Source organism: Streptomyces sp. NPDC050703, from assembly GCF_040654435.1.
GTDB lineage: Bacteria > Actinomycetota > Actinomycetes > Streptomycetales > Streptomycetaceae > Streptomyces.
This window is the reverse complement of record NZ_JBFAHX010000004.1, coordinates 213,631-238,329: the sequence shown is the minus strand read 5'-3', so window position 1 is coordinate 238,329 and position 24,699 is coordinate 213,631. Positions and strand designations below refer to the sequence as shown.

Annotated in this window: 18 protein-coding genes; 15 read left to right on the top strand and 3 right to left on the bottom strand. The window is 70.7% G+C overall.

What is annotated here, in order from left to right:
* Positions 1-19 precede the first annotated feature (19 nt).
* The 14 genes from AB0I16_RS05885 to recQ all read left to right on the top strand — a co-directional run bounded on the left by AB0I16_RS05885 (position 20) and on the right by recQ (position 18,052).
* Positions 20-574 (top strand): NADH-quinone oxidoreductase subunit B family protein, encoded by a 555-nt coding sequence (locus AB0I16_RS05885; RefSeq protein ID WP_363248053.1) that lies wholly within the window; start codon positions 20-22, stop codon positions 572-574.
* Entirely contained in the window at positions 571-1,290 is a 720-nt protein-coding gene (locus AB0I16_RS05880) for an NADH-quinone oxidoreductase subunit C (protein WP_363248052.1), read from the top strand. Before AB0I16_RS05885 ends, AB0I16_RS05880 begins: the two co-directional genes overlap by 4 nt.
* A complete protein-coding gene (locus AB0I16_RS05875) occupies positions 1,290-2,627 on the top strand; it encodes an NADH-quinone oxidoreductase subunit D (protein ID WP_363248051.1) in 1,338 nt (445 codons plus the stop codon). The genes AB0I16_RS05880 and AB0I16_RS05875 overlap by 1 nt, the downstream gene beginning before the upstream one ends.
* A gap of 44 nt (positions 2,628-2,671) precedes the next feature.
* Positions 2,672-3,478 (top strand): NADH-quinone oxidoreductase subunit NuoE, encoded by an 807-nt coding sequence (nuoE, locus tag AB0I16_RS05870; protein WP_062780307.1) that lies wholly within the window; start codon positions 2,672-2,674, stop codon positions 3,476-3,478.
* Positions 3,478-4,839 carry an NADH-quinone oxidoreductase subunit NuoF gene (gene nuoF / locus AB0I16_RS05865; RefSeq protein ID WP_363248050.1) on the top strand — a complete coding sequence of 454 codons (1,362 nt, stop codon included), beginning with the start codon at positions 3,478-3,480 and terminating at the stop codon, positions 4,837-4,839. Before nuoE ends, nuoF begins: the two co-directional genes overlap by 1 nt.
* Positions 4,836-7,346 carry an NADH-quinone oxidoreductase subunit G gene (locus AB0I16_RS05860; RefSeq protein WP_363248049.1) on the top strand — a complete coding sequence of 837 codons (2,511 nt, stop codon included), beginning with the start codon at positions 4,836-4,838 and terminating at the stop codon, positions 7,344-7,346. Before nuoF ends, AB0I16_RS05860 begins: the two co-directional genes overlap by 4 nt.
* A gap of 8 nt (positions 7,347-7,354) precedes the next feature.
* Positions 7,355-8,719 carry an NADH-quinone oxidoreductase subunit NuoH gene (gene nuoH, locus AB0I16_RS05855; RefSeq protein ID WP_363248128.1) on the top strand — a complete coding sequence of 455 codons (1,365 nt, stop codon included), beginning with the start codon at positions 7,355-7,357 and terminating at the stop codon, positions 8,717-8,719.
* Positions 8,712-9,422 (top strand): NADH-quinone oxidoreductase subunit NuoI, encoded by a 711-nt coding sequence (gene nuoI / locus AB0I16_RS05850; protein ID WP_363248048.1) that lies wholly within the window; start codon positions 8,712-8,714, stop codon positions 9,420-9,422. Before nuoH ends, nuoI begins: the two co-directional genes overlap by 8 nt.
* Entirely contained in the window at positions 9,419-10,303 is an 885-nt protein-coding gene (locus tag AB0I16_RS05845) for an NADH-quinone oxidoreductase subunit J (protein ID WP_363248047.1), read from the top strand. Before nuoI ends, AB0I16_RS05845 begins: the two co-directional genes overlap by 4 nt.
* Positions 10,300-10,599 carry an NADH-quinone oxidoreductase subunit NuoK gene (gene nuoK / locus AB0I16_RS05840; RefSeq protein WP_363248046.1) on the top strand — a complete coding sequence of 100 codons (300 nt, stop codon included), beginning with the start codon at positions 10,300-10,302 and terminating at the stop codon, positions 10,597-10,599. The genes AB0I16_RS05845 and nuoK overlap by 4 nt, the downstream gene beginning before the upstream one ends.
* Before the next feature lie 10 nt (positions 10,600-10,609).
* Positions 10,610-12,556 carry an NADH-quinone oxidoreductase subunit L gene (gene nuoL / locus AB0I16_RS05835; protein ID WP_363248045.1) on the top strand — a complete coding sequence of 649 codons (1,947 nt, stop codon included), beginning with the start codon at positions 10,610-10,612 and terminating at the stop codon, positions 12,554-12,556.
* Positions 12,557-12,561: 5 nt separating this feature from the next.
* Complete coding sequence (locus AB0I16_RS05830) at positions 12,562-14,133, top strand: NADH-quinone oxidoreductase subunit M (protein ID WP_363248044.1); 1,572 nt, start codon at positions 12,562-12,564, stop codon at positions 14,131-14,133.
* On the top strand, positions 14,130-15,779 hold the full coding sequence (nuoN, locus tag AB0I16_RS05825) for an NADH-quinone oxidoreductase subunit NuoN (RefSeq protein WP_363248043.1): 1,650 nt from the start codon (positions 14,130-14,132) through the stop codon (positions 15,777-15,779). Before AB0I16_RS05830 ends, nuoN begins: the two co-directional genes overlap by 4 nt.
* Positions 15,780-15,988: 209 nt before the next feature.
* The gene (gene recQ / locus AB0I16_RS05820) at positions 15,989-18,052 is read left to right on the top strand and encodes a DNA helicase RecQ (protein WP_363248127.1); all 2,064 of its coding nucleotides are present in this window, start codon (positions 15,989-15,991) and stop codon (positions 18,050-18,052) included.
* A gap of 297 nt (positions 18,053-18,349) precedes the next feature.
* Here recQ and fahA read toward each other — a convergent pair whose 3' ends face one another.
* Positions 18,350-19,591 (bottom strand): fumarylacetoacetase, encoded by a 1,242-nt coding sequence (gene fahA, locus AB0I16_RS05815; protein WP_363248126.1) that lies wholly within the window; start codon positions 19,589-19,591, stop codon positions 18,350-18,352.
* 454 nt (positions 19,592-20,045) lie between these two features.
* On the opposite strand from fahA, the gene AB0I16_RS05810 reads away from it, so the two are divergent.
* Positions 20,046-20,861 carry an HAD family hydrolase gene (locus AB0I16_RS05810; protein WP_363248042.1) on the top strand — a complete coding sequence of 272 codons (816 nt, stop codon included), beginning with the start codon at positions 20,046-20,048 and terminating at the stop codon, positions 20,859-20,861.
* Positions 20,862-20,944: 83 nt separating this feature from the next.
* Here AB0I16_RS05810 and AB0I16_RS05805 read toward each other — a convergent pair whose 3' ends face one another.
* Together AB0I16_RS05805 and AB0I16_RS05800 are read right to left on the bottom strand one after the other, a co-directional pair.
* Positions 20,945-22,939, bottom strand: a complete 1,995-nt coding sequence (locus AB0I16_RS05805; RefSeq protein ID WP_363248125.1) for a CocE/NonD family hydrolase — start codon at positions 22,937-22,939, stop codon at positions 20,945-20,947.
* Positions 22,940-23,044: 105 nt separating this feature from the next.
* Positions 23,045-24,559, bottom strand: coding sequence for a peptide MFS transporter (locus AB0I16_RS05800; RefSeq protein ID WP_363248041.1), 1,515 nt, complete (start codon positions 24,557-24,559; stop codon positions 23,045-23,047).
* Positions 24,560-24,699: the final 140 nt, after the last annotated feature.

The window sequence follows — 24,699 nt, the reverse complement described above, 5'->3', positions numbered from 1 at the left end:
GTCTGAGGGGCCAAAGAGCATGGGACTCGAAGAGAAACTGCCGAGCGGTTTTCTGCTGACCACCGTCGAACAAGCCACGGGCTGGGTGCGCAAGTCATCCGTCTTCCCCGCCACGTTCGGCCTCGCGTGCTGCGCCATCGAGATGATGACGACGGGCGCGGGCCGGTACGACCTGGCGCGCTTCGGCATGGAGGTCTTCCGCGGTTCGCCGCGCCAGGCCGATCTGATGATCGTGGCGGGCCGGGTGAGCCAGAAGATGGCGCCCGTCCTGCGGCAGGTCTACGACCAGATGCCCAACCCCAAGTGGGTGATCTCGATGGGCGTATGCGCCTCATCGGGCGGGATGTTCAACAATTACGCGATTGTGCAGGGTGTGGACCATGTCGTCCCCGTCGACATCTATTTGCCCGGCTGCCCGCCGCGGCCCGAGATGCTGATGGACGCGATCCTCAAGCTCCACCAGAAGATCCAGGGCTCCAAGCTCGGCGTGAACGCGGAAGAAGCGGCGCGCGAGGCGGAGGAAGCGGCCCTCAAGGCGCTCCCCACCATCGAGATGAAGGGGCTGCTGCGATGACCGAGGCACACGAGAACGGCACCGCCGACGGCGTCCCCGCCCCGCGCGACGACACCGGCGAGGTCATCCGCGTCCGCAGGGGCATGTTCGGCGCCGAGAACGGCGGCGACACCTCCGGCTACGGCGGGCTCGTCAGGGCCATCACCCTGCCCGGCGCGTCCGCGCGGCCGTACGGCGGCTGGTTCGACGAGGTCGCCGACGAGCTGGAGGGCGCCCTGGAGGAGCAGGACCTGCTCCCCGGGAACGCGATCGAGAAGACGGTCGTCGACCGCGGCGAGCTGACCTTCCACATCGCGCGCGAGCACCTCGTACGCGTGGCGCGGACGCTGCGGGACGACCCGGCCCTGCGCTTCGAGCTCTGCACGGGCGTCTCGGGGGTGCACTTCCTGGAGGACAAGGGCCGCGAACTGCACGCCGTCTACCACCTGCGCTCGATCACCCACAACCGGCTGATCCGCCTGGAGGTCGGTGTCCCCGACGCCGACCCGCACCTGCCCTCGCTGGTCGCCGTCTACCCGACCAACGACTGGCACGAGCGCGAGGCCTACGACTTCTTCGGCCTCGTCTTCGACGGCCACCCGGCCCTGACCCGGATCATGATGCCGGACGACTGGCAGGGCTTCCCGCAGCGCAAGGACTACCCCCTCGGCGGCATCCCCGTCGAGTACAAGGGCGCCCAGATCCCGGCTCCGGACCAGCGGAGGTCGTACAGCTGATGTCCACTTCTCAATCCGCTTCGCACGCTTCCGGAGCCCGGGAGACGACCGAGGGGACCGTCTACACGGTCACCGGCGGCGACTGGGACGAGGTCGTCCAGTCCGCGGCCAAGGCCGACGACGAGCGCATCATCGTCAACATGGGCCCGCAGCACCCGTCCACGCACGGCGTGCTCCGCCTCATCCTGGAGATCGAGGGCGAGACGGTCTCCGAGGCCCGCTGCGGCATCGGCTACCTGCACACGGGCATCGAGAAGAACCTCGAATACCGCACGTGGACGCAGGGCACGACGTTCGTCACGCGCATGGACTACCTGACGCCGTTCTTCAACGAGACCGCGTACTGCCTCGGGGTCGAGAAGCTGCTCGGCATCGAGGACCAGATCCCCGACCGCGCCTCGGTCATCCGCGTGCTCCTCATGGAACTCAACCGCCTCTCCTCGCACCTGGTGTGCATCGCCACCGGCGGCATGGAGCTCGGCGCGACCACGATCATGATCTACGGCTTCCGGGATCGTGAACTGATTCTCGACCTCTACGAACTCATCACCGGCCTGCGCATGAACCACGCGTACATCCGGCCGGGCGGCCTCGCCCAGGACCTGCCGCCCGGCGCGGTGGACCAGCTCCGCGAGTTCGTGAAGACGATGAAGAAGAACCTCCCGGAGTACGACAAGCTCGCCACCGGGAACCCCATCTTCAAGGCCCGCATGCAGGACGTCGGCTACCTCGACCTCACCGGCTGCATGGCGCTCGGCGCCACGGGCCCGGTCCTCCGCTCGGCGGGCCTGCCGCACGACCTGCGCAAGTCGCAGCCCTACTGCGGCTACGAGAACTACGAGTTCGACATCCCGACCGCCGACACCTGCGACTCCTACGGGCGCTTCCTGATCCGCCTGGAGGAGATGCGCCAGTCGCTGCGCATCGTCGAGCAGTGCCTCGACCGGCTCGCTCCCGGCCCGGTCATGGTCGCCGACAAGAAGATCGCCTGGCCCGCGCAGCTCGCGCTCGGCCCGGACGGCCTCGGCAACTCGCTCGACCACATCAAGAAGATCATGGGCACCTCCATGGAGTCCCTGATCCACCACTTCAAGCTGGTGACCGAGGGCTTCCGGGTCCCGGCCGGACAGGCGTACACCGCCGTCGAGTCGCCCAAGGGCGAACTGGGCGTGCACGTCGTCTCCGACGGCGGCACCCGCCCCTACCGGGTCCACTTCCGCGACCCGTCCTTCACCAATCTGCAGGCCATGGCGGCGATGTGCGAGGGCGGCCAGGTCGCCGACGTCATCGTCGCCGTCGCGTCCATCGACCCCGTGATGGGAGGCGTCGACCGGTGACCACCACTCCCTCTTCGGAACAGGGCACGGGCGTCAGCCTGGGCATGCCCCAACTCCCCGCCCCCGCCTACCCCGCCGACGTGCGGGCCAGGCTGGAGGCGGACGCCAAGGAGATCATCGCCCGCTACCCGGGGTCGCGGTCCGCGCTCCTTCCCCTGCTGCACCTGGTGCAGTCGGAGGAGGGGTACGTCACGCGCACCGGCATGCAGTTCTGCGCCGACGTGCTCGGTCTGACCACGGCCGAGGTCACGGCCGTCGCGACCTTCTACACCATGTACCGGCGCAAGCCCTCCGGCGACTACCAGGTCGGCGTCTGCACCAACACGCTCTGCGCGGTGATGGGCGGCGACGCGATCTTCGACGAACTCAAGCAGCATCTCGGCGTCGGCAACGACGAGACCACCGAGGACGGCAAGATCACGCTTGAGCACATCGAGTGCAACGCCGCCTGCGACTTCGCCCCCGTCGTGATGGTCAACTGGGAGTTCTTTGACAATCAGACGCCGGCGTCGGCCAAGCGGCTCGTGGACGACCTGCGCGCGGGCGTCCCGGTCGAACCCACCCGCGGCGCGCCCCTGTGCACGTACAAGGAGACCGCCCGAATCCTGGCGGGCTTCCCCGACGAGCGCCCCGGTGCCGTCGAGGCGAGCGGCGGCGCCGGCCCCGCGTCGCTCATCGGACTGCGCCTGGCCAAGGGCGAGGAGCCGCACCCACGCGTCGTCCACCCGCGCGCGGGCGGACCGCAGGACGAAGCGCCCGCCGAGCACCTGAGCTCGCACGACGCACCGCAGCAGACCTCGGCATCCGACCCGGCCCACCCGGCCGGACCGACCGCCGAGGAGGGGGAGTGATGACCTTGGCAGCCGAGATCGACAACGAGACGAGCCCCGAGAAACTGCTCGCCCCGGTCCTCTCCGCCTTCTGGGACGAGGAGAGGTCCTGGACGCTGGAGACCTACCGGCGGCACGAGGGGTACGAGGGCCTGCGCAAGGCGCTCGCCATGGACCCCGACGACCTCATCGCGTATGTGAAGGACGCGGGCCTGCGGGGCCGCGGCGGCGCGGGCTTCCCCACCGGGATGAAGTGGCAGTTCATCCCGCAGGGCGACGGCAAGCCGCACTATCTAGTTGTCAACGCCGACGAATCGGAGCCGGGGACCTGCAAGGACATCCCGCTCCTCTTCGCGAACCCGCATTCCCTCATCGAGGGGATCGTGATCGCGTGCTACGCGATCCGTTCCTCGCATGCCTTCATCTACCTGCGGGGCGAGGTGGTCCCCGTGCTGCGCAGGCTGCACGAGGCCGTCCGCGAGGCCTATGCGGCGGGCTACCTCGGCAAGAACGTCCTGGGCAGCGGACTCGATCTGGAACTCACCGTGCACGCGGGCGCGGGCGCGTACATCTGCGGTGAGGAGACCGCGCTGCTCGACTCGCTCGAAGGCCGTCGAGGCCAACCGCGACTGCGTCCCCCTTTCCCTGCTGTCGCGGGTCTCTACGCATGCCCCACTGTGGTGAACAACGTCGAGTCCATCGCGTCGGTTCCCGCGATCCTCAACCGCGGGAAGGACTGGTTCAAGTCCATGGGGAGCGAGAAGTCCCCGGGCTTCACGCTCTACTCCCTGAGCGGCCACGTCACCAGCCCCGGCCAGTACGAGGCCCCGCTCGGCATCACGCTGCGGCAGCTGCTCGACATGAGCGGCGGCATGCGGGCCGGGCACCGGCTCAAGTTCTGGACGCCCGGCGGCTCGTCGACGCCGATGTTCACCGACGAGCACCTCGACGTGCCCCTCGACTACGAGGGCGTCGGCGCCGCCGGATCGATGCTCGGCACCAAGGCGCTCCAGTGCTTCGACGAGACGACGTGCGTCGTGCGGGCCGTGACCCGCTGGACGGAGTTCTACGCCCACGAGTCCTGCGGCAAGTGCACGCCCTGCCGCGAAGGGACGTACTGGCTCGTGCAGTTGCTCCGCGACATCGAGGCGGGCAAGGGCGTCATGGCCGACCTCGACAAGCTCAACGACATCGCCGACAACATCAACGGCAAGTCCTTCTGCGCCCTCGGCGACGGCGCCGCCTCGCCGATCTTCTCCTCGCTGAAGTACTTCCGCGAGGAGTACGAGCAGCACATCACCGGCAAGGGCTGCCCCTTCGACCCGGCCAAGTCGACTCTCTGGAGCGACCGCGCCGACCAGCACACGGAGGTGAACGCATGACAGTGACCACCAACAGCGCTCCCTCCGGGGGCGGTGAGCCGGCGGTACCGCCGGAGGACCTCGTCACGCTGACCATCGACGGCATCGAGATCAGCGTCCCCAAGGGGACCCTGGTCATCCGGGCCGCCGAACTGCTCGGCATCGAGATCCCCCGCTTCTGCGACCACCCGCTGCTCGACCCCGCGGGAGCCTGCCGCCAGTGCATCGTGGAGGTGGAGGGCCAGCGCAAGCCGATGGCGTCCTGCACCATCACGTGCACCGACGGCATGGTCGTGAAGTCGCAGCTCACCTCGCCGGTCGCGGAGAAGTCGCAGCGCGGCGTGATGGAGCTGCTGCTCATCAACCACCCGCTGGACTGCCCGGTCTGCGACAAGGGCGGCGAGTGCCCGCTGCAGAACCAGGCGATGCAGGTCGGCGACCCGGACTCCCGCTTCGACGGCAAGAAGCGGACGTACGAGAAGCCGGTGCCGATCTCCACGCAGGTGCTGCTCGACCGCGAGCGGTGCGTGCTCTGCGCGCGCTGCACCCGCTTCAGCAACCAGATCGCCGGCGACCCGATGATCGAACTGATCGAGCGCGGCGCCCTGCAGCAGGTCGGGACGGGCGAGGGCGACCCCTTCGAGTCGTACTTCTCCGGGAACACCATCCAGATCTGCCCGGTCGGCGCCCTCACGTCGGCGGCGTACCGGTTCCGTTCGCGCCCCTTCGACCTGGTGTCGTCGCCCTCGGTGTGCGAGCACTGCTCGGGTGGCTGCGCGAGCCGCACGGACCACCGGCGCGGCAAGGTCATGCGGCGCCTGGCGGCCGATGACCCCGAGGTCAACGAGGAGTGGATGTGCGACAAGGGACGCTTCGGCTTCCGGTACGCACAGCGGCCCGACCGGCTGACCACCCCGCTGGTGCGCAACGCCGAGGGCGTCCTCGAACCGGCCAGCTGGCCCGAGGCTCTGGACGTCGCCGCCCGCGGTCTCGCCGCCGCGCGTGGCCGGGCCGCGGTCCTGACCGGTGGCCGGCTCACCGTGGAGGACGCCTACGCGTACAGCAAGTACGCGCGCGTGGCGCTCGATACGAACGACATCGACTTCCGCGCGCGCGTGCACAGCAGTGAGGAGGCCGACTTCCTCGCGGCACGCGTGGCGGGGCGGGGCAAGGACCTCGACGGGACCGGCGTCACGTACGCCGCCCTGGAGAAGGCCCCCGCCGTCCTGCTCGCCGGCTTCGAGTCCGAGGAGGAGGCGCCCGGCGTCTTCCTGCGGCTGCGCAAGGCATGGCGCAAGCACGGCCAGCGCACCTACTCCCTCGCGACCTACGTGACGAAGGGCCTGGAGAAGGCGGGCGGCACGCTGCTGCCCGCGGCTCCGGGCACCGAGACGGAGTGGCTGGACGCGCTCGCCGCCGGGGTGGGCCTGGCGGAGGACGGAGCGGCGGCCGCCGAGGCGCTGCGTGCCCCCGGCGCGGTCATCGTCGTCGGCGAGCGGCTCGCGGCCGTGCCCGGCGGGCTCACCGCCGCCGTACGGACCGCGACCGCCACCGGTGCCCGGCTGGTGTGGATTCCGCGCCGGGCGGGGGAGCGGGCCGCCGTCGAGGTGGGCGCGCTGCCCTCGCTGCTGCCCGGCGGCCGTCCGGCCACCGACCCGCGCGCGCGGGACGAGACCGCCGCCGTCTGGGGCGTCGCCGAACTCCCGCACCGCTACGGCCGCGACACCGGGCAGATCGTCGAGGCCGCCGCGACCGGTGAACTGGGCGCGCTGCTCGTCGCGGGCGTCGAGGTCGCCGACCTGCCCGATCCGGCACGCGCGCGTGAGGCGCTCGACGCCGTCGGGTTCCTGGTCTCGCTGGAGCTGCGGCCCAGCGAGGTGACGGAGCGGGCCGACGTCGTCCTTCCGGTGGCCGCGGTCGCCGAGAAGCCGGGCACCTTCCTCAACTGGGAGGGCCGCGCGCGGATGTTCGACGCCGCGCTGAAGCCGGACCAGATGACGCGGAGGCTGGCGCCCACCGACGCGCGCGTGCTGCACATGCTGGCGGACGCCGGGGACGTGCACCTCGGCCTGCCGGACCTGGTGACCCTCCGCCGCGAGCTCGACCGGCTCGGCGCCTGGGACGGGCCGTACGCGAGCGAGCCCCTGGAGACGTCGGCCCAGCCGCCGAGGCCCGCTTCCGGGGAGGCCGTTCTCGCGGGGCACCGGCTGCTGCTCGACCAGGGCCGCCTCCAGGACGGCGACGAGGCGCTCGCCGGTACGCGGCACGCGGCCCACGCGCGCGTGTCGGCGGCCACGGCGGCGGAGGCCGGCGTGAAGGACGGCGACCTCCTGGCCGTGACGGGACCCGTGGGCAGCACCGCGCTGCCGCTCCAGGTCACCGAGATGCCCGACCGCGTGGTCTGGCTGCCGCTGAACTCGACCGGGGGAGGCGTCGCTTCCGACACCGGCGCGCGCCCCGGCGACCTCGTCCGCATCGGCCCGGCGGTCCTGCCGGAGCCCACTGAGGCCCCGGAGGTGACGTCGTGACGCACACAGTGGTGCCGCTTGCGGCGGAAGACCTGTCCATGTTCGGCCGCGACCCCTGGTGGCTGATCGCCGTCAAGGCGGTCTTCTGCTTCGCGTTCCTGATGGTGACGGTCCTCTTCTCCATCGTGTGGGAGCGCAAGGTCGTCGCCTGGATGCAGCTGCGCATCGGGCCCAACCGGCACGGCCCCTGGGGCATGCTGCAGTCCCTCGCGGACGGCATCAAGCTGATGCTCAAGGAAGACGTGATCGTCAAGCGGGCGGACAAGGTGGTCTACGTCCTGGCCCCCGTCGTCGCGGCGATCCCGGCCTTCATGGCGATCGCCGTGATCCCCTTCGGGCCCGCCGGCAACGAGATCTCGATCTTCGGCCAGCGCACGACGATGCAGCTCACCGACCTGCCGATCGCGATGCTCTACATCCTCGCGGTCGCCTCCGTCGGCATCTACGGCATCGTGCTCGCGGGCTGGAGCTCGGGCTCGACGTACCCGCTCCTCGGCGGTCTGCGCTCCTGCGCGCAGATGATCTCCTACGAGATCGCGATGGGCGCGGCGTTCGCCTCCGTGTTCCTCTACTCCGGGTCGATGTCGACCTCGGCGATCGTGGAGGCGCAGGCCGACCGCTGGTACGTGCTGCTGCTCCCCGTCTCGTTCCTGATCTACATCGTGACGATGATCGGTGAGACGAACCGCGCGCCGTTCGACATGCCGGAGTCCGAGGGCGACCTCGTCGGCGGCTTCAACACCGAGTACTCCTCCATCAAGTTCGCGCTGTTCATGCTCGCCGAGTACGTCAACATGGTCACCGTCTCGGCGGTCTCGGTCACCCTGTTCCTGGGCGGCTGGCGGGCCCCGTACCCGGTCAGCACCTTCTGGGAGGGCGCGAACCACGGCTGGTGGCCGATGCTCTGGTTCGTGATCAAGGTCCAGCTGCTGCTGTTCTTCTTCATCTGGCTGCGCGGCACGCTGCCACGCGTCCGCTACGACCAGCTGATGAAGCTCGGCTGGAAGGTCCTCATCCCGGTCTCCGTCCTGTGGCTGATGCTCGTCGCCACGGTCAGGGCCATGCGGAACGAGAACTACGACTTCACCTCGATCGCGCTCTATGTGGGCGGCGGGGTCATCGCGCTGCTGTTGCTCTCCGTGGTCGTCGACATCTTCCGCGACAAGCGGGAGAAGGAGACCGCCGTCGACGAACAGCCGGTCGCCTTCGACCCGATGGCGGGCGGATTCCCGGTGCCGCCGCTGCCCGGCCAGAGCCTGCCGCCCGTCCCGCGCCGCCGCTCGCGCCGCGAGCGGGAGCTGATTGTCAGTGGTGGGCCGGATACTCAAAGTGACGGAACCCGAAGTGACGGAAAGGAGGCGTCCGATGGCTGAGTCGAACGAGGGAACACCGCAGGGGTCGAACGAGGTGGCACCGCACGGGTCGAGCGGACAGACACCGCACGAGTCGAACCAATCGAATCAGGGGTTCCAGAACCCCGTCGCGGGCTTCGGCGTGACCTTCAAGGCCATGTTCAAGAAGCGGCTGACCGAGCAGTATCCGGAGCAGCAGAAGATCACCGCTCCCCGCTTCCACGGCAGGCACCAGCTGAACCGCCATCCGGACGGCCTGGAGAAGTGCGTCGGCTGTGAACTCTGCGCCTGGGCCTGCCCCGCGGACGCCATCTATGTGGAGGGCGCGGACAACACGGAAGAGGAGCGGTACTCACCGGGCGAGCGGTACGGCCGCGTCTACCAGATCAACTACGCCCGCTGCATCCTGTGCGGCCTGTGCATCGAGGCGTGCCCCACGCGCGCGCTGACGATGACGAACGAGTTCGAGCTGGCCGACACCAGCCGCCAGAACCTCATCTACACCAAGGAGCAGCTGCTCGCCGGCCTGGAGGAGGGCATGGTCGACAGCCCGCACTCGATCTTCCCCGGCATGGACGAGCAGGACTACTACCGGGGCCTGGTCACCGAGGCCGCCCCCGGGACGGTGCCCCAGGTCGCCCGCTCCCAGGGCGAGACGCCCCAGGAGGCCGCTTCCGACTTCGGGGACGGCGAACCGGCATCGGAGAAGGTGATCGGCCGATGACGCAGCTCGCCGCCTACTCCACCTCCACCGGCGAGGCCGTCCAGTTCTGGGTGCTCGGCACGGTCGCCGTCATCGGCGCCCTGTGCACGATCCTCATGAAGAAGGCCGTGCACAGCGCGCTGTGCCTCGCCGGGACCATGATCATCCTGGCGGTCTTCTACCTCGCCAACGGCGCGTACTTCCTGGGCATCGTCCAGATCGTCGTCTACACCGGCGCGATCATGATGCTCTTCCTCTTCGTGGTCATGCTCGTCGGCGTCACCGCCGCCGACTCCCTGAAGGAGACCATCAAGGGGCAGCGCTGGCTGGCCCTCCTGTGCGGTCTCGGCTTCGCGGTGCTGCTCTTCGCGGGCATCGGCAACGCCTCGGTGAAGGAGTTCAACGGCCTCGGCAAGGCGAACTCCGGCGGCAACGTGGAGGGCCTCGCGGAGCTCATCTTCACGAAGTACGTCTTCGCCTTCGAGATCACCGGCGCCCTGCTCATCACGGCCACGGTCGGCGCGATGCTGCTGACCCACCGCGAGCGCACGGAGCGCGCCAAGACCCAGCGCGAGCTGGCCGAGGAGCGCGTGCGCGAGGGCAAGCACCTGCCGCCCCTGCCCGCCCCCGGTGTGTACGCCCGGCACAACGCCGTGGACGTCGCGGGCCTGCTCCCCGACGGCACGCCGTCGGAGCTCACGGTCAACAGGACGCTGCGCGAGCGCGGCCAGATCCGTGACGTGTCGAGCGAGGCCCTGGACGACCTGCGGGCGCTGGAGCAGCGCTCCGCCGACCGTCTGGAGCGGCCGGACGTGCGCAGGACCGACATCGGGCGGCCCGGAGCGGGCGAGGCCGGCATCGGACGGACCGGCATCGAGCGGGCCGAGGAGGCGTCGAAGTGAACCCCGTGAACTACCTCTACCTGGCTTCCCTGTTGTTCGTGATCGGTGCGACCGGCGTGCTCATCAGGCGGAACGCGATCGTGGTGTTCATGTGCATCGAGCTCATGCTCAACGCCTGCAACCTCGCGCTCGTGGCCTTCTCCCGGATGCACGGCAATCTCGACGGCCAGATCATCGCCTTCTTCACGATGGTCGTCGCCGCCGCGGAGGTCGTGGTCGGGCTCGCGATCATCGTGTCGCTGTTCCGTTCCCGCCACTCGGCCTCGGTCGACGACGCCAGCCTGATGAAGCTGTGAGGGGCTGAAAGTGGAGAACCTGATTGCGCTGCTCGTCGCGGCGCCCCTGCTCGGAGCGGCCGTACTGCTGTGCGGCGGGCGGGCGCTCGACCGCGTGGGCCACTGGCTCGGCACGCTGCTCGCGGCGGCCTCCTTCGTCCTCGCCGCCGTGCTGTTCACCGACATGCTGGGCAAGGGCGCCGAGGAGCGCACGCTGTCGCAGCATCTGTTCAGCTGGATTCCCGTCGAGGGCTTCCAGGCGGACGTCGCCTTCCAGCTCGACCAGCTGTCGATGACGTTCGTCCTGCTCATCTCCGGCGTCGGCACCCTGATCCACGTCTATTCGATCGGGTACATGGAGCACGACGAGCGGCGCCGCCGCTTCTTCGGGTACCTGAACCTCTTCCTCGCGGCGATGCTCCTCCTGGTGCTCGCCGACAACTACCTCCTGCTGTACGTCGGCTGGGAGGGTGTCGGCCTCGCCTCGTACCTCCTGATCGGCTTCTGGCAGCACAAGCCCAGCGCGGCCACCGCCGCGAAGAAGGCCTTCCTGGTCAACCGCGTGGGCGACGTGGGCCTGTCCATCGCCATCATGCTGATGTTCACCACCTTCGGGACGTTCGCCTTCGGGCCGGTCCTGGAGGCCACGAACGAGACGTCGGAAGGCAAGCTGACCGCCATCGGCCTGATGCTGCTGCTCGCCGCGTGCGGCAAGTCCGCCCAGGTGCCGCTGCAGTCCTGGCTCGGTGACGCGATGGAGGGCCCGACCCCGGTCTCGGCCCTGATCCACGCGGCCACGATGGTCACCGCCGGCGTGTACCTGATCGTCCGCTCCGGCGAGATCTTCAACGCCGCGCCGGACGCGCAGCTCGTCGTCACCATCGTCGGAGCGGTCACGCTCCTCTTCGGTGCGATCGTCGGTTGCGCGAAGGACGACATCAAGAAGGCCCTGGCCGGTTCGACGATGTCCCAGATCGGCTACATGATCCTGGCCGCCGGCCTCGGCCCCATCGGCTACGTCTTCGCGATCATGCACCTGGTGACGCACGGCTTCTTCAAGGCCGGTCTCTTCCTCGGCGCCGGTTCGGTCATGCACGGCATGAACGACGAGGTCGACATGCGCAAGTACGGCGGCCTGCGGGAGTACATGCCGGTCACCTTCGTGACCTTCGGCCTCGGCTATCTGGCCATCATCGGCTTCCCCGGTCTGTCCGGCTTCTTCTCCAAGGACAAGATCATCGAGGCGGCGTTCGCCAAGGGCGGCGCCGAGGGCTGGATCCTCGGCTCGGTGGCGCTCCTGGGCGCGGCCATCACCGCGTACTACATGACGCGCGTGATGATCATGACCTTCTTCGGGGAGGAGCGCTGGCGCCACCGCGCGACCGCCTCCCCGGCGCAGCCGAGCGCGGAGCCCGCCGCGCAGACCGAGGGGGCGCACGACGAACCGCACCCGCACGAGTCCCCGAAGTCCATGACGATCCCGATGATCGTGCTCGCCTTCGGATCGGTCTTCGCGGGCGGCTTCTTCAGCATCGGCGACCGGTTCACGCACTGGCTGGAGCCGGTCACGCACCACGACCACGGCGACTCGCCGCTCAGCGCCGCCACGGTCACGGGCGCCACCATGGTGGTCCTCGTCATCGGCGTCGCCCTGGCCTACGTGCAGTACGGGCGCCGGCCCGTCCCGGTCACCGCCCCGCGCGGCTCGCTGCTCACCAGGGCGGCCCGCCGCGACCTCCTCCAGGACGACTTCAACCACGTCGTCCTGGTGCGCGGCGGCGAGCACCTCACGCGGTCCCTGGTCTACGTCGACCACTCCCTGGTCGACGGCGTGGTCAACGGCACGGCGGCCTCGATGGGCGGCCTCTCCGGCCGACTGCGCAAACTGCAGAACGGCTACGCCCGCTCCTACGCGGTCTCGATGTTCGGCGGCGCTGCGGTACTCATCGCCGCGACCCTGCTGATGAGGGCGGTCTGATACCGATGTCCTTTCCTCTGCTGACAGCGACGGCGGCCCTGCCCGCGGTCGGCGCGATCGCCACGGCAGCCGTTCCGGCCGCCCGGCGGTCCGCCGCCAAGTGGCTCGCGCTGCTCGTCTCGCTCGCGACGCTCGCGCTCGCCGTGACCGTGCTCGTGCGGTTCGACCCGGACGGCGCCCGGTACCAACTGACCGAATCGCGCTCCTGGATCGCGGAGTTCGGCGTGCGGTACGAACTGGGGGTCGACGGCATCGGCGTCGCCCTCATCGCGCTCACGGCCCTGCTGATCCCGTTCATCATCCTGGCGGGCTGGCACGACGCCGACCCCCTGGAGACGCACTCGTCACGGTGGCGGCCGACCCAGGGCTTCTTCGCCCTGATCCTGGCCGTCGAGGCGATGGTGATCATCTCCTTCGAGGCCACCGACGTCTTCCTCTTCTACGTCTTCTTCGAAGCCATGCTCATCCCGATGTACTTCCTCATCGGCGGCTTCGGGGACCGCGCCCACGCGGGCAGCGACGAGAACGCCTCGGCGCAGCGCAGCTACGCGGCCGTGAAGTTCCTCCTCTACAACCTGGTCGGCGGCCTCATCATGCTGGCCGCGGTGATCGGTCTCTACGTGGTCGCCGGGAACTTCTCGCTCCAGGAGATCGCCGAGGCGCGGGCCAACGGCTCGCTCGACATGGCGACCAACACCGAGCGGCTGCTCTTCCTCGGCTTCTTCTTCGCCTTCGCGGTGAAGGCGCCGCTGTGGCCGCTGCACACCTGGCTGCCGAACGCCATGGGCGAGTCCACGGCCCCGGTCGCCGTCCTGATCACCGCGGTGGTCGACAAGGTCGGCACGTTCGCGATGCTGCGGTTCTGCCTCGGGCTCTTCCCCGAGGCGAGCGAGTGGGCGACGCCGGTCATCCTCGTACTCGCCCTGGTCAGCATCGTCTACGGCGCGCTGCTCGCCGTCGGCCAGCGCGACATCAAGCGCCTGATCGCGTACGCGTCGATCTCGCACTTCGGCTTCATCGTCCTCGGCATCTTCGCGATGACCTCGCAGGGCCAGTCCGGCGCGACGCTCTACATGGTCAACCACGGCATCTCCACCGCCGCGCTGATGCTGGTGGCCGGCTTCCTGATCTCGCGGCGCGGCTCGCGCCTGATCGCGGACTACGGAGGGGTGCAGAAGGTCGCCCCGGTGCTCGCGGGAACCTTCCTGGTCGGCGGTCTCGCCACGCTGTCGCTGCCGGGCCTCGCGCCCTTCGTGAGCGAGTTCCTGGTCCTGGTCGGCACCTTCGCGCGGTATCCGGTGGTGGGCATCATCGCCACGGTCGGCATCGTGCTGGCGGCGCTCTACACCCTCGTCCTCTACCAGCGGACGATGACGGGCCCCGTGAAGCCGGAGGTGTCGGCCATGCCCGACCTGCGGGTGCGTGAGCTGGTCGTCGTCGCCCCGCTGATCGCGCTCCTGATCGGCCTCGGGGTCTACCCGAAGCCGCTCACCGACCTGGTGAACCCGGCGGTCGAGCACACCATGTCCGACGTACAGAAGAAGGACCCCGAGCCCGAGGTGGAGGCGGCCAAGTGAGCGCATCAGCCGTCCACAGCCTGTGGACAACGGCCGCCGATCCGATCGACAAGATCGACGCGCCGAAGATCGAGTACGGACAGCTCTCGCCGATGTTGATCGTCATCGGCGCGGCCGTCATCGGAGTGCTCATCGAAGCCTTCGTCCCCCGCAAGTCCCGCTACCACGTACAGCTGTTCGTCTCCGTGGTCGCCCTCGTCGCCGCGTTCGCCGCGGTCGTCGGTCTCGCGGCCCGCGGGTTCGGTACGACGAAGGCGCACATCGCGGCGATGGGCGCGATCGCGGTCGACGGACCGGCGCTCTTCCTGCAGGGCACCATTCTGCTCGCCGGGCTCGTCGCGATCTTCACCTTCGCCGAGCGGCGCCTCGACCCCGAGGCGCACGGGAACCGCGTGGACTCGTTCGCGCCGCAGGCCGGTTCCGTGCCGGGCAGCGAGAGCGAGCGGGCCGCCACCAAGGCCGGTTTCACCACCACCGAGGTGTTCCCGCTCGCGCTGTTCGCCATCGGCGGCATGCTCGTCTTCCCCGCGGCCAACGACCTCCTGACGCTCTTCATCGCGCTGGAAGTCTTCTCCCTGCCGCTGTACCTGCTCTGCGCGCTCGCCCGCCGCAAGCGCCTGATGTCGCAGGAAGCCGCCGTCAAGTACTTCCTGCTCGGCGCGTTCGCCTCCGCGTTCACGCTCTTCGGCATCGCCCTCCTGTACGGGTACGCGGGCTCCGTCTCGTACGCGACGATCGCGAACGTCGTCGAGGGCAACGTCAAGACCATCGACCCGGCGCTCGCCGACACCATGGGCAATGACGCGCTGCTCCTCATCGGCGTCGCGATGGTCGTGATGGGACTGCTCTTCAAGGTGGGCGCGGTGCCGTTCCACATGTGGACCCCCGACGTCTACCAAGGCGCTCCGACACCGGTCACCGGCTTCATGGCCGCGGCGACGAAGGTGGCCGCGTTCGGCGCCCTCCTGCGTCTCCTCTACGTGGTCCTGCCGGGGCTGCGGTGGGACTGGCGCCCGGTCATGTGGGGCATCGCGATCATCACGATGCTGGGCGGCGCGATCGTCGCGATCACCCAGACCGACATCAAGCGGCTCCTGGCGTACTCGTCCATCGCGCACGCCGGGTTCATCCTCGCGGGTGTCATCGCCACCACCCCGGACGGCGTCTCCTCCGTCCTCTTCTACCTGGCTGCCTACTCCTTCGTGACGATCGGCGCCTTCGCCGTGGTCACCCTGGTGCGGGACGCCGGCGGAGAGGCCACACACCTGTCGAAGTGGGCCGGGCTCGGCCGCAGGTCGCCGCTGGTCGCGGCGGTCTTCGCGGTCTTCCTGCTCGCCTTCGCGGGCATCCCGCTGACCTCCGGGTTCACGGGGAAGTTCGCGGTGTTCAAGGCGGCCGCGGACGGCGGTGCCGGCGCGCTGGTCGTCATCGGTGTGCTGTCGTCGGCGATCGCCGCGTTCTTCTACATCCGTGTGATCGTGCTCATGTTCTTCAGCGAGCCGAAGGCGGACGGCCCCACCGTGGCCGTGCCCTCGCCGCTGACGATCACCGCGATCGGCGTGGGCGTGGCGGTGACGCTGGTGCTCGGCGTGGCCCCGCAGTACTTCCTGGACCTCGCGGGCCAGGCGGGGGTCTTCGTCCGGTAGCCGCTTCCCTCACGCGTGGGTCGCTTCCTTCGCACATCTGTCGCCGCCCGGCGTCCCGATCCTGGGGATGCCGGGCGGCGGCCTGTGGATAACTTCCCGGGCTGTCGGTGCGGGCCCCTATCGTGGGAGCAGTGGTCGGGGCAGTGACCGAAGCTCCGGCCGATGCGGGACGTACGGCGGGGGACAGCGCGATGGATGGGACCAAGGACATGAGCGAGGTGACGGCGCCTTCAGCGGTGCCGGGCGCGGCGACCGGCACCGTGACGGAGAGCGACGCACTGCGCACGCTCCACCGGGTCTTCGGGTACGACGCGTTCCGCGGCGAGCAGGAAGCGGTCATAGACCACGTGGTGGCCGGCGGCGACGCCGTCGTCCTGATGCCCACCGGCGGCGGAAAGTCCCTCTGCTACCAGATCCCGGCCCTGGTCCGCCCCGGCACGGGCGTCGTGGTCTCCCCGCTCATCGCGCTCATGCAGGACCAGGTGGACGCGCTGCGGGCGCTCGGCGTGCGCGCCGGGTTCATCAACTCCACGCAGGACTTCGACGAGCGGCGCGTGATGGAGGCGGAGTTCCTCGCGGGGGAGCTCGACGTGCTCTACCTCGCGCCGGAGCGGCTGCGCCTGGACGCCACGCTGGACCTCCTGTCCCGTGGCAAGATCTCCGTCTTCGCCATCGACGAGGCGCACTGCGTGGCGCAGTGGGGCCACGACTTCCGCCCGGACTACCTGGCGCTGTCCGTGCTCGGGCAGCGCTGGCCGGACGTGCCGCGGATCGCCCTGACGGCGACGGCCACGCACGCCACGCACCGGGAGATCACGCAGCGGCTCGGCATGCCGGACGCCCGGCACTTCGTGGCGAGCTTCGACCGGCCCAACATCCAGTACCGCATCGTGCCGAAGGCCGAGCCGAAGAAGCAGCTCCTGTCCTTCCTGAAGGAGGAGCACGCGGGCGACGCCGGCATCGTCTACTGCCTCTCGCGCAATTCGGTGGAGAAGACGGCCGAGTTCCTCTGCAAGAACGGTATCGAGGCGGTGCCGTACCACGCGGGGCTCGACGGCGGCACGCGCGCGGCCCACCAGTCCCGCTTCCTGCGGGAGGAGGGCCTCGTCGTCTGCGCCACGATCGCCTTCGGCATGGGCATCGACAAGCCGGACGTGCGCTTCGTCGCCCACCTCGACCTGCCCAAGTCGGTCGAGGGGTACTACCAGGAGACCGGCCGCGCGGGCCGCGACGGCCTGCCCTCCACGGCCTGGATGGCGTACGGCCTCCAGGACGTCGTCCAGCAGCGCAAGCTGATCCAGGGCGGTGAGGGCGACGAGGCGTTCCGGCGCAGAGCCGCGGCCCACCTGGACTCGATGCTGGCGCTCTGCGAGACCGCGCAGTGCCGTCGCGCCCAGCTCCTGACCTACTTCGGCCAGGAGGCGGGGGCGGAGCGGTGCGGCAACTGCGACACGTGCCTCACCCCGCCCGAGACCTGGGACGGCACGGTCGCCGCGCAGAAGGTGCTGTCCACGGTGGTGCGCCTGCAGCGGGAGCGCGGCCAGAAGTTCGGTGCCGGCCAGATCATCGACATCCTGCTCGGCAAGAAGACCGCGAAGGTCATCCAGTTCGACCACGACCAGCTCTCCGTCTTCGGCATCGGCGAGGAGCTGGCGGAGGCCGAGTGGCGCGGCGTCGTCCGGCAGCTCCTGGCGCAGGGCCTCATCGCGGTCGAGGGGGAGTACGGCACGCTGGTGCTCACCGAGGAGAGCGGCAGCGTCCTCGGCCGGGAGCGTGAGGTGCGGCTGCGCAAGGAGCCGAAGCGGGCCCCGGCGGCGCGGTCCGCCAAGGGCGAGCGCAAGGCGAAGTCGGCGGCGGCGGTCGCCGAGCTGCCCCAGGAGGCGGTGCCGCTCTTCGAGGCGCTGCGCGCCTGGCGCGCGGCCCAGGCCAAGGAGCAGGGCGTCCCCGCGTACGTCATCTTCCACGACGCCACGCTCCGCGAGATCGCCACGCTGCGGCCCACGTCCGTCGGGGACTTGGCGGGCATCAGCGGGGTGGGCGAGAAGAAGCGGGCGACGTACGGGGAGGGCGTGGTCGGCGTTGTGGCCGACTTCGCGGCGGGCACGGGCGCGGGCACGGGCACGCCCGCGGGCGGCGGCGGGGGTGCCGGGGCCGACGGCAGCGACTCGGGGGTGGCCGCTGCGGGTACCGGTACCGGTGCCGGGCCCGGGGCCGGGGCTGACGGGGACGATGGGCTGGACTGGGGCACGGAGTTGGAGGAGCCGGACTGGTAGGGGGCTGGGCGGGGTGGCCGCGGGGGTGGCTGCGGGAAAGTTCCGCGACGCGCCGCTGCATGGCCGCCGCGGTGGGCGGAACTCATGCGCAACGCACCAGCCTGAGACGCGGCCTCGGCCGAGTCCCGGCCTCGCGCCCCACAGGCGTGGGCCGTCAGCCGCCGGGCGCGGGGCGGGTACCCCGGCCGCCCGGCCCGCCCCGTAGCGGCCCCGCCCAGGCCCGGAGCGGTCCGGCCCCGACCAGGCACCCGCCCAACAACCGGGCCCAACCCCCAGCCCCAGCCCAGCCCCCAACCGTCACCGCGCCGTCGCGATCCGTCCCGTTACTTCGCCGAGGCCGATCCTGGTGCCGTCCGTGCCGGGGGCCCAGGCCGAGAGGGTTACCTCGTCGCCGTCTTCCAGGAACGTGCGCTTGCCGTCGGGCAGTTCGAGGGGGTCGCGGCCGTTCCAGGTGATTTCGATCAGCGAGCCGTACTGGCCGGCGGAGGGGCCGCTGACCGTGCCGGAGCCGTAGAGGTCGCCGGTGCGCAGGGAGGCGCCGTTGACCGTCATGTGGGCCAGCTGCTGGGCGGCCGTCCAGTAGACGGTGGAGAAGGGGGGTTCGGAGATGACCTGGCCGTTGAGGGTGACGGTCATGCGGAGGTCGTAGCCGCCCGGTTCGTCGGCGGCGGACTCCGCCGAGTCGTCGAGGTAGGGCAGGAGCTGGTGCGTGCGCTCCGGGGGCGCGACCCGGGCCGCGTCCAGTGCTTCGAGGGGCGTGATCCAGGCCGACACCGACGTGGCGAAGGACTTGCCGAGGAACGGGCCGAGGGGGACGTACTCCCAGGCCTGGATGTCGCGCGCCGACCAGTCGTTGAGGAGGGTGAGGCCGAAGACGTGTTCGCGGAAGTCGGCCAGGGGGACGGGCGTTCCCTGCGTCGAGGGCGTGCCGACCACGAAGCCGACCTCGGCCTCGATGTCGAGGCGGGCCGAGGGGCCGAAGACGGGGGCGGTGTCGGCGGGCGCCTTGCGCTGGCCCATCGGGCGCACCACTTCGGTCCCGGAGACCACGACGGTGCCGGAGCGGCCGTGGTAACCGATGGGGAGGTGCTTCCAGTTGGGGGTCAGCGGCGTCGGTGAGTCCGGGCGGAAGATCTGGCCCAGGTGGGTCGCGTGGTGCTCGGACGCGTAGAAGTCGACGTAGTCCGCCACCTCGAACGGCAGGTGCAGGGTCGCTTCGGAGAGGGGGTGCAGCAGGGGCCGCACGGTGTCGCGGTGGGAGGGGACGGTCACCCACGCGGTCAGCGCGCGCCGCACGTCGGACCAGGCGATGCGGCCCGCGGCGAGCAGCGGGTTCAGCGTCGGGCGCGCGAGGAGCGAGACGTAGGGGGAGCCGAGCGCGGCGGCGGCGGCGCCCGCGTCCAGGACGTACGAGCCGAGCCGCACGCCGACCCTGCGCTGGTCGCTCCGCTCCCCGGCCAGGGAGAACACGCCGTAGGGAAGGTTGTGCGGTCCGAAGGGGTCGCCCTCGGGCAGACCGAAGGGGTCACCCTCGGGCAGGCCGGACGGGGTGCCCTCCGGGCGGCCGGCGACGTCGCCTCGGGAGAGGCCGGAGGAGTTGCCGGCGGCCGGATCGAGCGGGGTCTGCTCGGACATGCGTACCTGCCTCACTTTCGTTAAGGGGTGGACCACACGTTACGTGTGAGGCCCCCGGTTGCGGCAGTGTCCAAAGAGTTCGCAATGCCCGGATCGACCTCGTCGGACCGTGGGATTCCGGGCATGACGTCCCGTCGGGTGGCGCAGCCGCGCAGCCCGGCGTCGTCATGGAGGAGAACCGGGCGTGTGCGGACGGACTCGGGGGCCGGACGGCGAAGGACGAGCCGTGCTGAGCGGCCGGTGCACGGAGCACGATCTTCCACGTTCTGATGAAATGCTCGCGGTCCCGCCGCACCCGCTCGGTACCGGCCTTGTCAAGCCGCTTCCGGTGGGGCTCAGGATCCGTATTCTCTGGATCATGGCCGCTGCCCTCGCATATGCACTCATCGCCACTGACCTGGACGGGACGCTGCTGCGCGGCGACGACACGGTCTCGGAACGGTCGCGGCGGGCGTTGGCCGCCGTGGGCGGGGCGGGTGCGCGGCACCTCGTCGTGACGGGGCGGCCGGCGCCCAGAGTGCGGCCCCTCTTCGACGACCTCGGGTACGACGGGCTCGCCGTCTGCGGGCAGGGGGCGCAGCTCTACGACGCCGGGGCGCACCGCATGGAGTGGTCGGTGACGCTCGACCGCGGGCTCGCGGAGGTCGCGCTCGGCAAGATCGAGGCGGAGGTCGGGCAGGTCGCCGCGGCCGTGGACCAGGACGGCGTGGACGGTCTCACGCTCATCGAGCCGGGGTACGAGATGCCGCACCCCACCCTGCCGGCCGTTCGTGTGCCCTCCCGCGACGTGCTCTGGGAGGCACCCATCAGCAAGGTGCTGCTGCGTCATCCGCGGCTGGCCGACGACGAGTTGGCGGCGGTGGCGCGGGACGCGGTGGAGTCCCTCGCGACGGTGACGATGTCCGGGCCCGGCACGGTGGAGCTCCAGCCGCGCGGGGTGACCAAGGCGACCGGCCTGGCGCTGGCCGCCGAGCGGCTCGGCCTCACGGCCGCCGACACGATCGCCTTCGGTGACATGCCCAACGACGTCCCCATGTTCCTGTGGGCGGCGCACGGCGTGGCCATGGCCAACGCCCACGCGGAACTCAAGGCCGTGGCCGACGAGTTGGCCCTCTCCAACGAGGAGGACGGGATCGCGGTGGTCCTCGAACGGCTGCTGGCCGACGGCTGCTGAGACCCCCGGCCCCGGCCCCCCGGCCCCCCCGGCGCCCCGGCCCCCCCCAAGGCGCCGGCCCCCCGGGGCCCTCCCCGCGACCGCTATCCCGCCGTACGTCCGATCCGCCGCTCCCACGTCCGGTGGAAGAGGACCTCCGAGCCCTCGCGGCAGATCACCTCGTTCCACGTGTGGAAGTCGGTCGCGTCGCACCTGATCTCCGAGTGCGTCTCGACCGTCGTGTCCCAGGACAGCTCGGGGCGGTGGAGGCGGATCGTCCAGTCCGAGCGGGTGCGGGCGCTGAGGGGGTCGGACTCGTTGATCGTGTACGACTCCAGCGCCTCCTCGGTGAATTCGAGGCCGTCGGGGTACACGCGGGTGCCGCCGTAGCGCGGGTCGACGGAGAGGTGCCATTCGCCCTTGGCGACATCGCGTACGACCAGGCGTTCGGGGCGCTCCTCGTCGAGCGTGGCGGGCGAGACGACGCCGAGCGGCTCCGACTGTTCCGGGGCCTCGAAAGTGATCGACGGGTCCAGACCGCCGCCCCGCACCGGGAGTTCGAGGGCGCTGCCCGCCGGGTCGAGCGTGAAGCCCGCCGCCGAGTCGGGCTGCGGCCAGATCCAGGGCCAGTACGCGGAGGAGACCGCGAGGCGGATGCGGTGGCCGGGCGGGAAGGTGTGGCCGATGCCGTTGAGCTCGAACGTCACGTCTTCCGTGGCGCCGGGCCGCCAGGGCTCCGCGCGGTCCCTGCCGTGGCGGGCGGAGAGGTTCAGCACACCCCGGGTGACCAGCGTGGACGAGCCGTCGGGCGCGACGTCGCAGAGGCGGGCCACGGCCTGCCCCGTGGGCACGTCCATCCGCAGCCGCAGCGTCACCTTGGGCCGCCCGAGTACCCGTACCTCGGCGGGGACCTCGAACTCGAAGCACGCCGACTTCGCGTCCTCGTCCCGCTGGTCGGGCGGCAGGTCGGCGTCGTTGCCGAAGGGGAAGAAGCGGCCCGCGTCCAGGCCCGTCCGCTGGGGCGAGGCGACGATCTGCGGGGCGCCCTGGAGCGCGTACGCGGTGGGGGTGACGTTCGGCGAGGGCCAGGCGGGGTCGCCGGCCCAGCCGCCGGCCAGTTCCGGATAGACCGTCGCGGGCGGATGCGACGCGCTGATCCACGAGCGGAGCTTCGGCTCGGCCATGACGCCGGTGTCCTGGCCCTTGAGGTGGTGGTCCCACCAGCGCAGGGTCTCCTGGAGGAAGCCGATCGCCGGGCCGGGCGGCAGGCCGCGGTCCGGGTACTGGTGCGACCATGGGCCGATGAGCCCGCGCACCTGGTCGTCGGGGAGGTGTTCGACGAGGCGCAGGACGGTGTCCCGGTAGGGGTCGTGCCAGCCGCCGACCGCGAGGACCGCGGCGCCGATGGCGGAGTAGTCCTCGCAGACGCTGCCGTGGCGCCAGTAGTCGTCGCGGGTCTGGTGGTCCAGCCAGGTGTGGATGAAGGGGTCCACGGCTTCGAGCCGCGTCAGCCACATGTCGCGCCAGGCGTCGCCCACGTAGCGGGGGTCCGGCGGGCGCGAGACGAAGGCGAGCATCGTCGCCGCCCACGCGTGCATGTCCACCGCGAGGACGGAACCTCCCATGTAGTGCACGTCGTTGTCATAGCGGTCGTCCGCGGAGCAGACCGTGACGATCGCCTTGAGCGGCTCGGGGGCGAGCGCCGCGATCTGGAGGGAGTTGAAGCCACCCCAGGAGATGCCGAACATGCCGACCTTGCCCGTCGACCACTCCTGCGCGGCGAGCCAGTTCACCACCTCGACGCCGTCGGCCAGTTCCTGCGCGGAGTACTCGTCGGTGGGCAGGCCCTCGCTGTTGCCGTGGCCGCGGACGTCGACGCGCACGGATGCGTAGCCGTGGCCCGCGTACCAGGGGTGGCGCTGCCAGTCGCGGGGCGCCGTCCAGTCGGTGAGCCGGTAGGGGAGGTATTCGAGGAGCACGGGGACGGGCTCGTCGGTGACCGGGCGCCACACGCGCGCGTAGAGCGTGGTCCCGTCGGCCAGGGGTACGCGGATGTCCTCGTGCGTCGTCTCGTAGGGGAACGCGGAGCGGATGTTCAGGTGCGTCATGGGAGGAACCTCGTGAACGGGGTGGGGGGAGTGTCCTGGGGGGACGGAGTGATGCGGGGGGTGTCCTCGGGGGACGGGGCGATGGCCGTCGCGGCCTCAGTGGACGGGGCGCATCGTGCGGCGCAGCCACGGGCCGAGCGCGATCACGGCGATGCCCGCGACGACGGCGATGCCGCCGTTGACGCCGAAGTAGGCGGGGTGGGAGACCTCTCCGTACACCTTCACGACCTGCGCCTGGATGCCGTTGGCGAGGGCGAGGGAGAGGAACCACAGGGCCATCGTCTGGCCGGCGAAGGCCCTCGGGGCGAGCTTCGTGGTCGCGGACATGCCCGACGTCTCCAGGAGCACGTCACCGAGCCCGAGCAGCAGGTACGAGCCGACGATCCACCAGGCGGCCATCTCGTACGCGTCGCCGTCGTGCCCCGCGGTCGGCAGGACCATCAGCAGGAACGAGAGGCCGCCGAGGACCACTCCGAGGGCGATCTTGTGGGAGGCGTGCGGCTGGCGCGTGCCCATCCGGGCCCAGACGGCGGCGACCACCGGGGCGAGCGCCACCTCGAAGGCGCCGAGCGCGGAGGCGTACCAGCTCGCGGGGAAGTGGTGGCCGAGGATCTCGGTCCGCGCGTTCTCCGAGGCGAGCAGCATCATCGTCGAGTACGCCTGGAAGAGGATGAAGTTGAAGACGACCGACGCGAGGAAGAGCACGGCGTAGGGGCGCAGGCGGCGCCGCTCGTCGGCGGTGACGCGCGGGCTGCGGAACATGACCGCGAAGTACACGACCGGCGCGATCACCGATATGAGGGTGAGGAGGTCGACGAAGCGGTCCATGGTCAGCCACCCGGCGGCGGCGAGGAGCCCGGCGAGGCCCGCGGCGGCGACGAGGCCGGCGGCGATCAGCCGGACGGCGCGCCGCATCGCGGCCGGTTCGAGGGCGTACTCCGCGGCGGCCTCGCGCCCGGCGAGGTGGCGGCGGCCGAGCACGTACTGGAGCAGGCCGAGCGTCATGCCGACCGCCGCCGCGGAGAAGCCCCAGTGCCAGCCCTCGTGGTCGCCGAGCCAGCCGGTGATCAGCGGGCCCGCGAAGGCGCCCACGTTGATCGCCATGTAGTAGAGCGCGAAGCCGGCGTCACGCCGCTCGTCCTCGGTGCGGTAGAGCTTGCCGACCATCGAGGCCACGTTCGGCTTCAGCAGGCCGGTGCCCGCGCTGATCAAGCCGAGGCCCGCCCAGGTCGTGCCCGCGGTCGGCACGGCCATCGCGTAGTGGCCGCAGGCGATGAGGACGCCGCCCCACAGCACCGCGCGGTAGGAGCCGAGGATGCGGTCGGCGAGCCAGCCGCCCGCCACGGAGACGAGATAGACGAGCGTGCCGTACGCCGCGGAGACCGACGCGGCGGTGGCCGGGTCCATGCCCATGCCGTCGTGCGCGACCGAGTCGGCGAAGTAGAGCACCAGGATGGCCTGCATGCCGAGGAACGAGAAGCGCTCCCAGACCTCAAGGCCGGAGAGGGTGAGCAGGCCGCGCGGCTGTCCGAGGAAGGCGCGGTCGTCACCCGGCGGCGGCTCCGCCGACGGCTCTGCGGGCGGGCCGTGCTCGGCCGTGGTACGGGACAAAGCGGATGCTCCCGATCGTTGCACACCTACTGGTGCGGGTTGGTCCTGTCGGTCGTTTGGGCTGATCAGCAACATACCGGTGCTGATCGGGGGCCGCCCGGCCCGGTTGACCGGAAGGAGGAGAGACCGTGCGCGCGGCC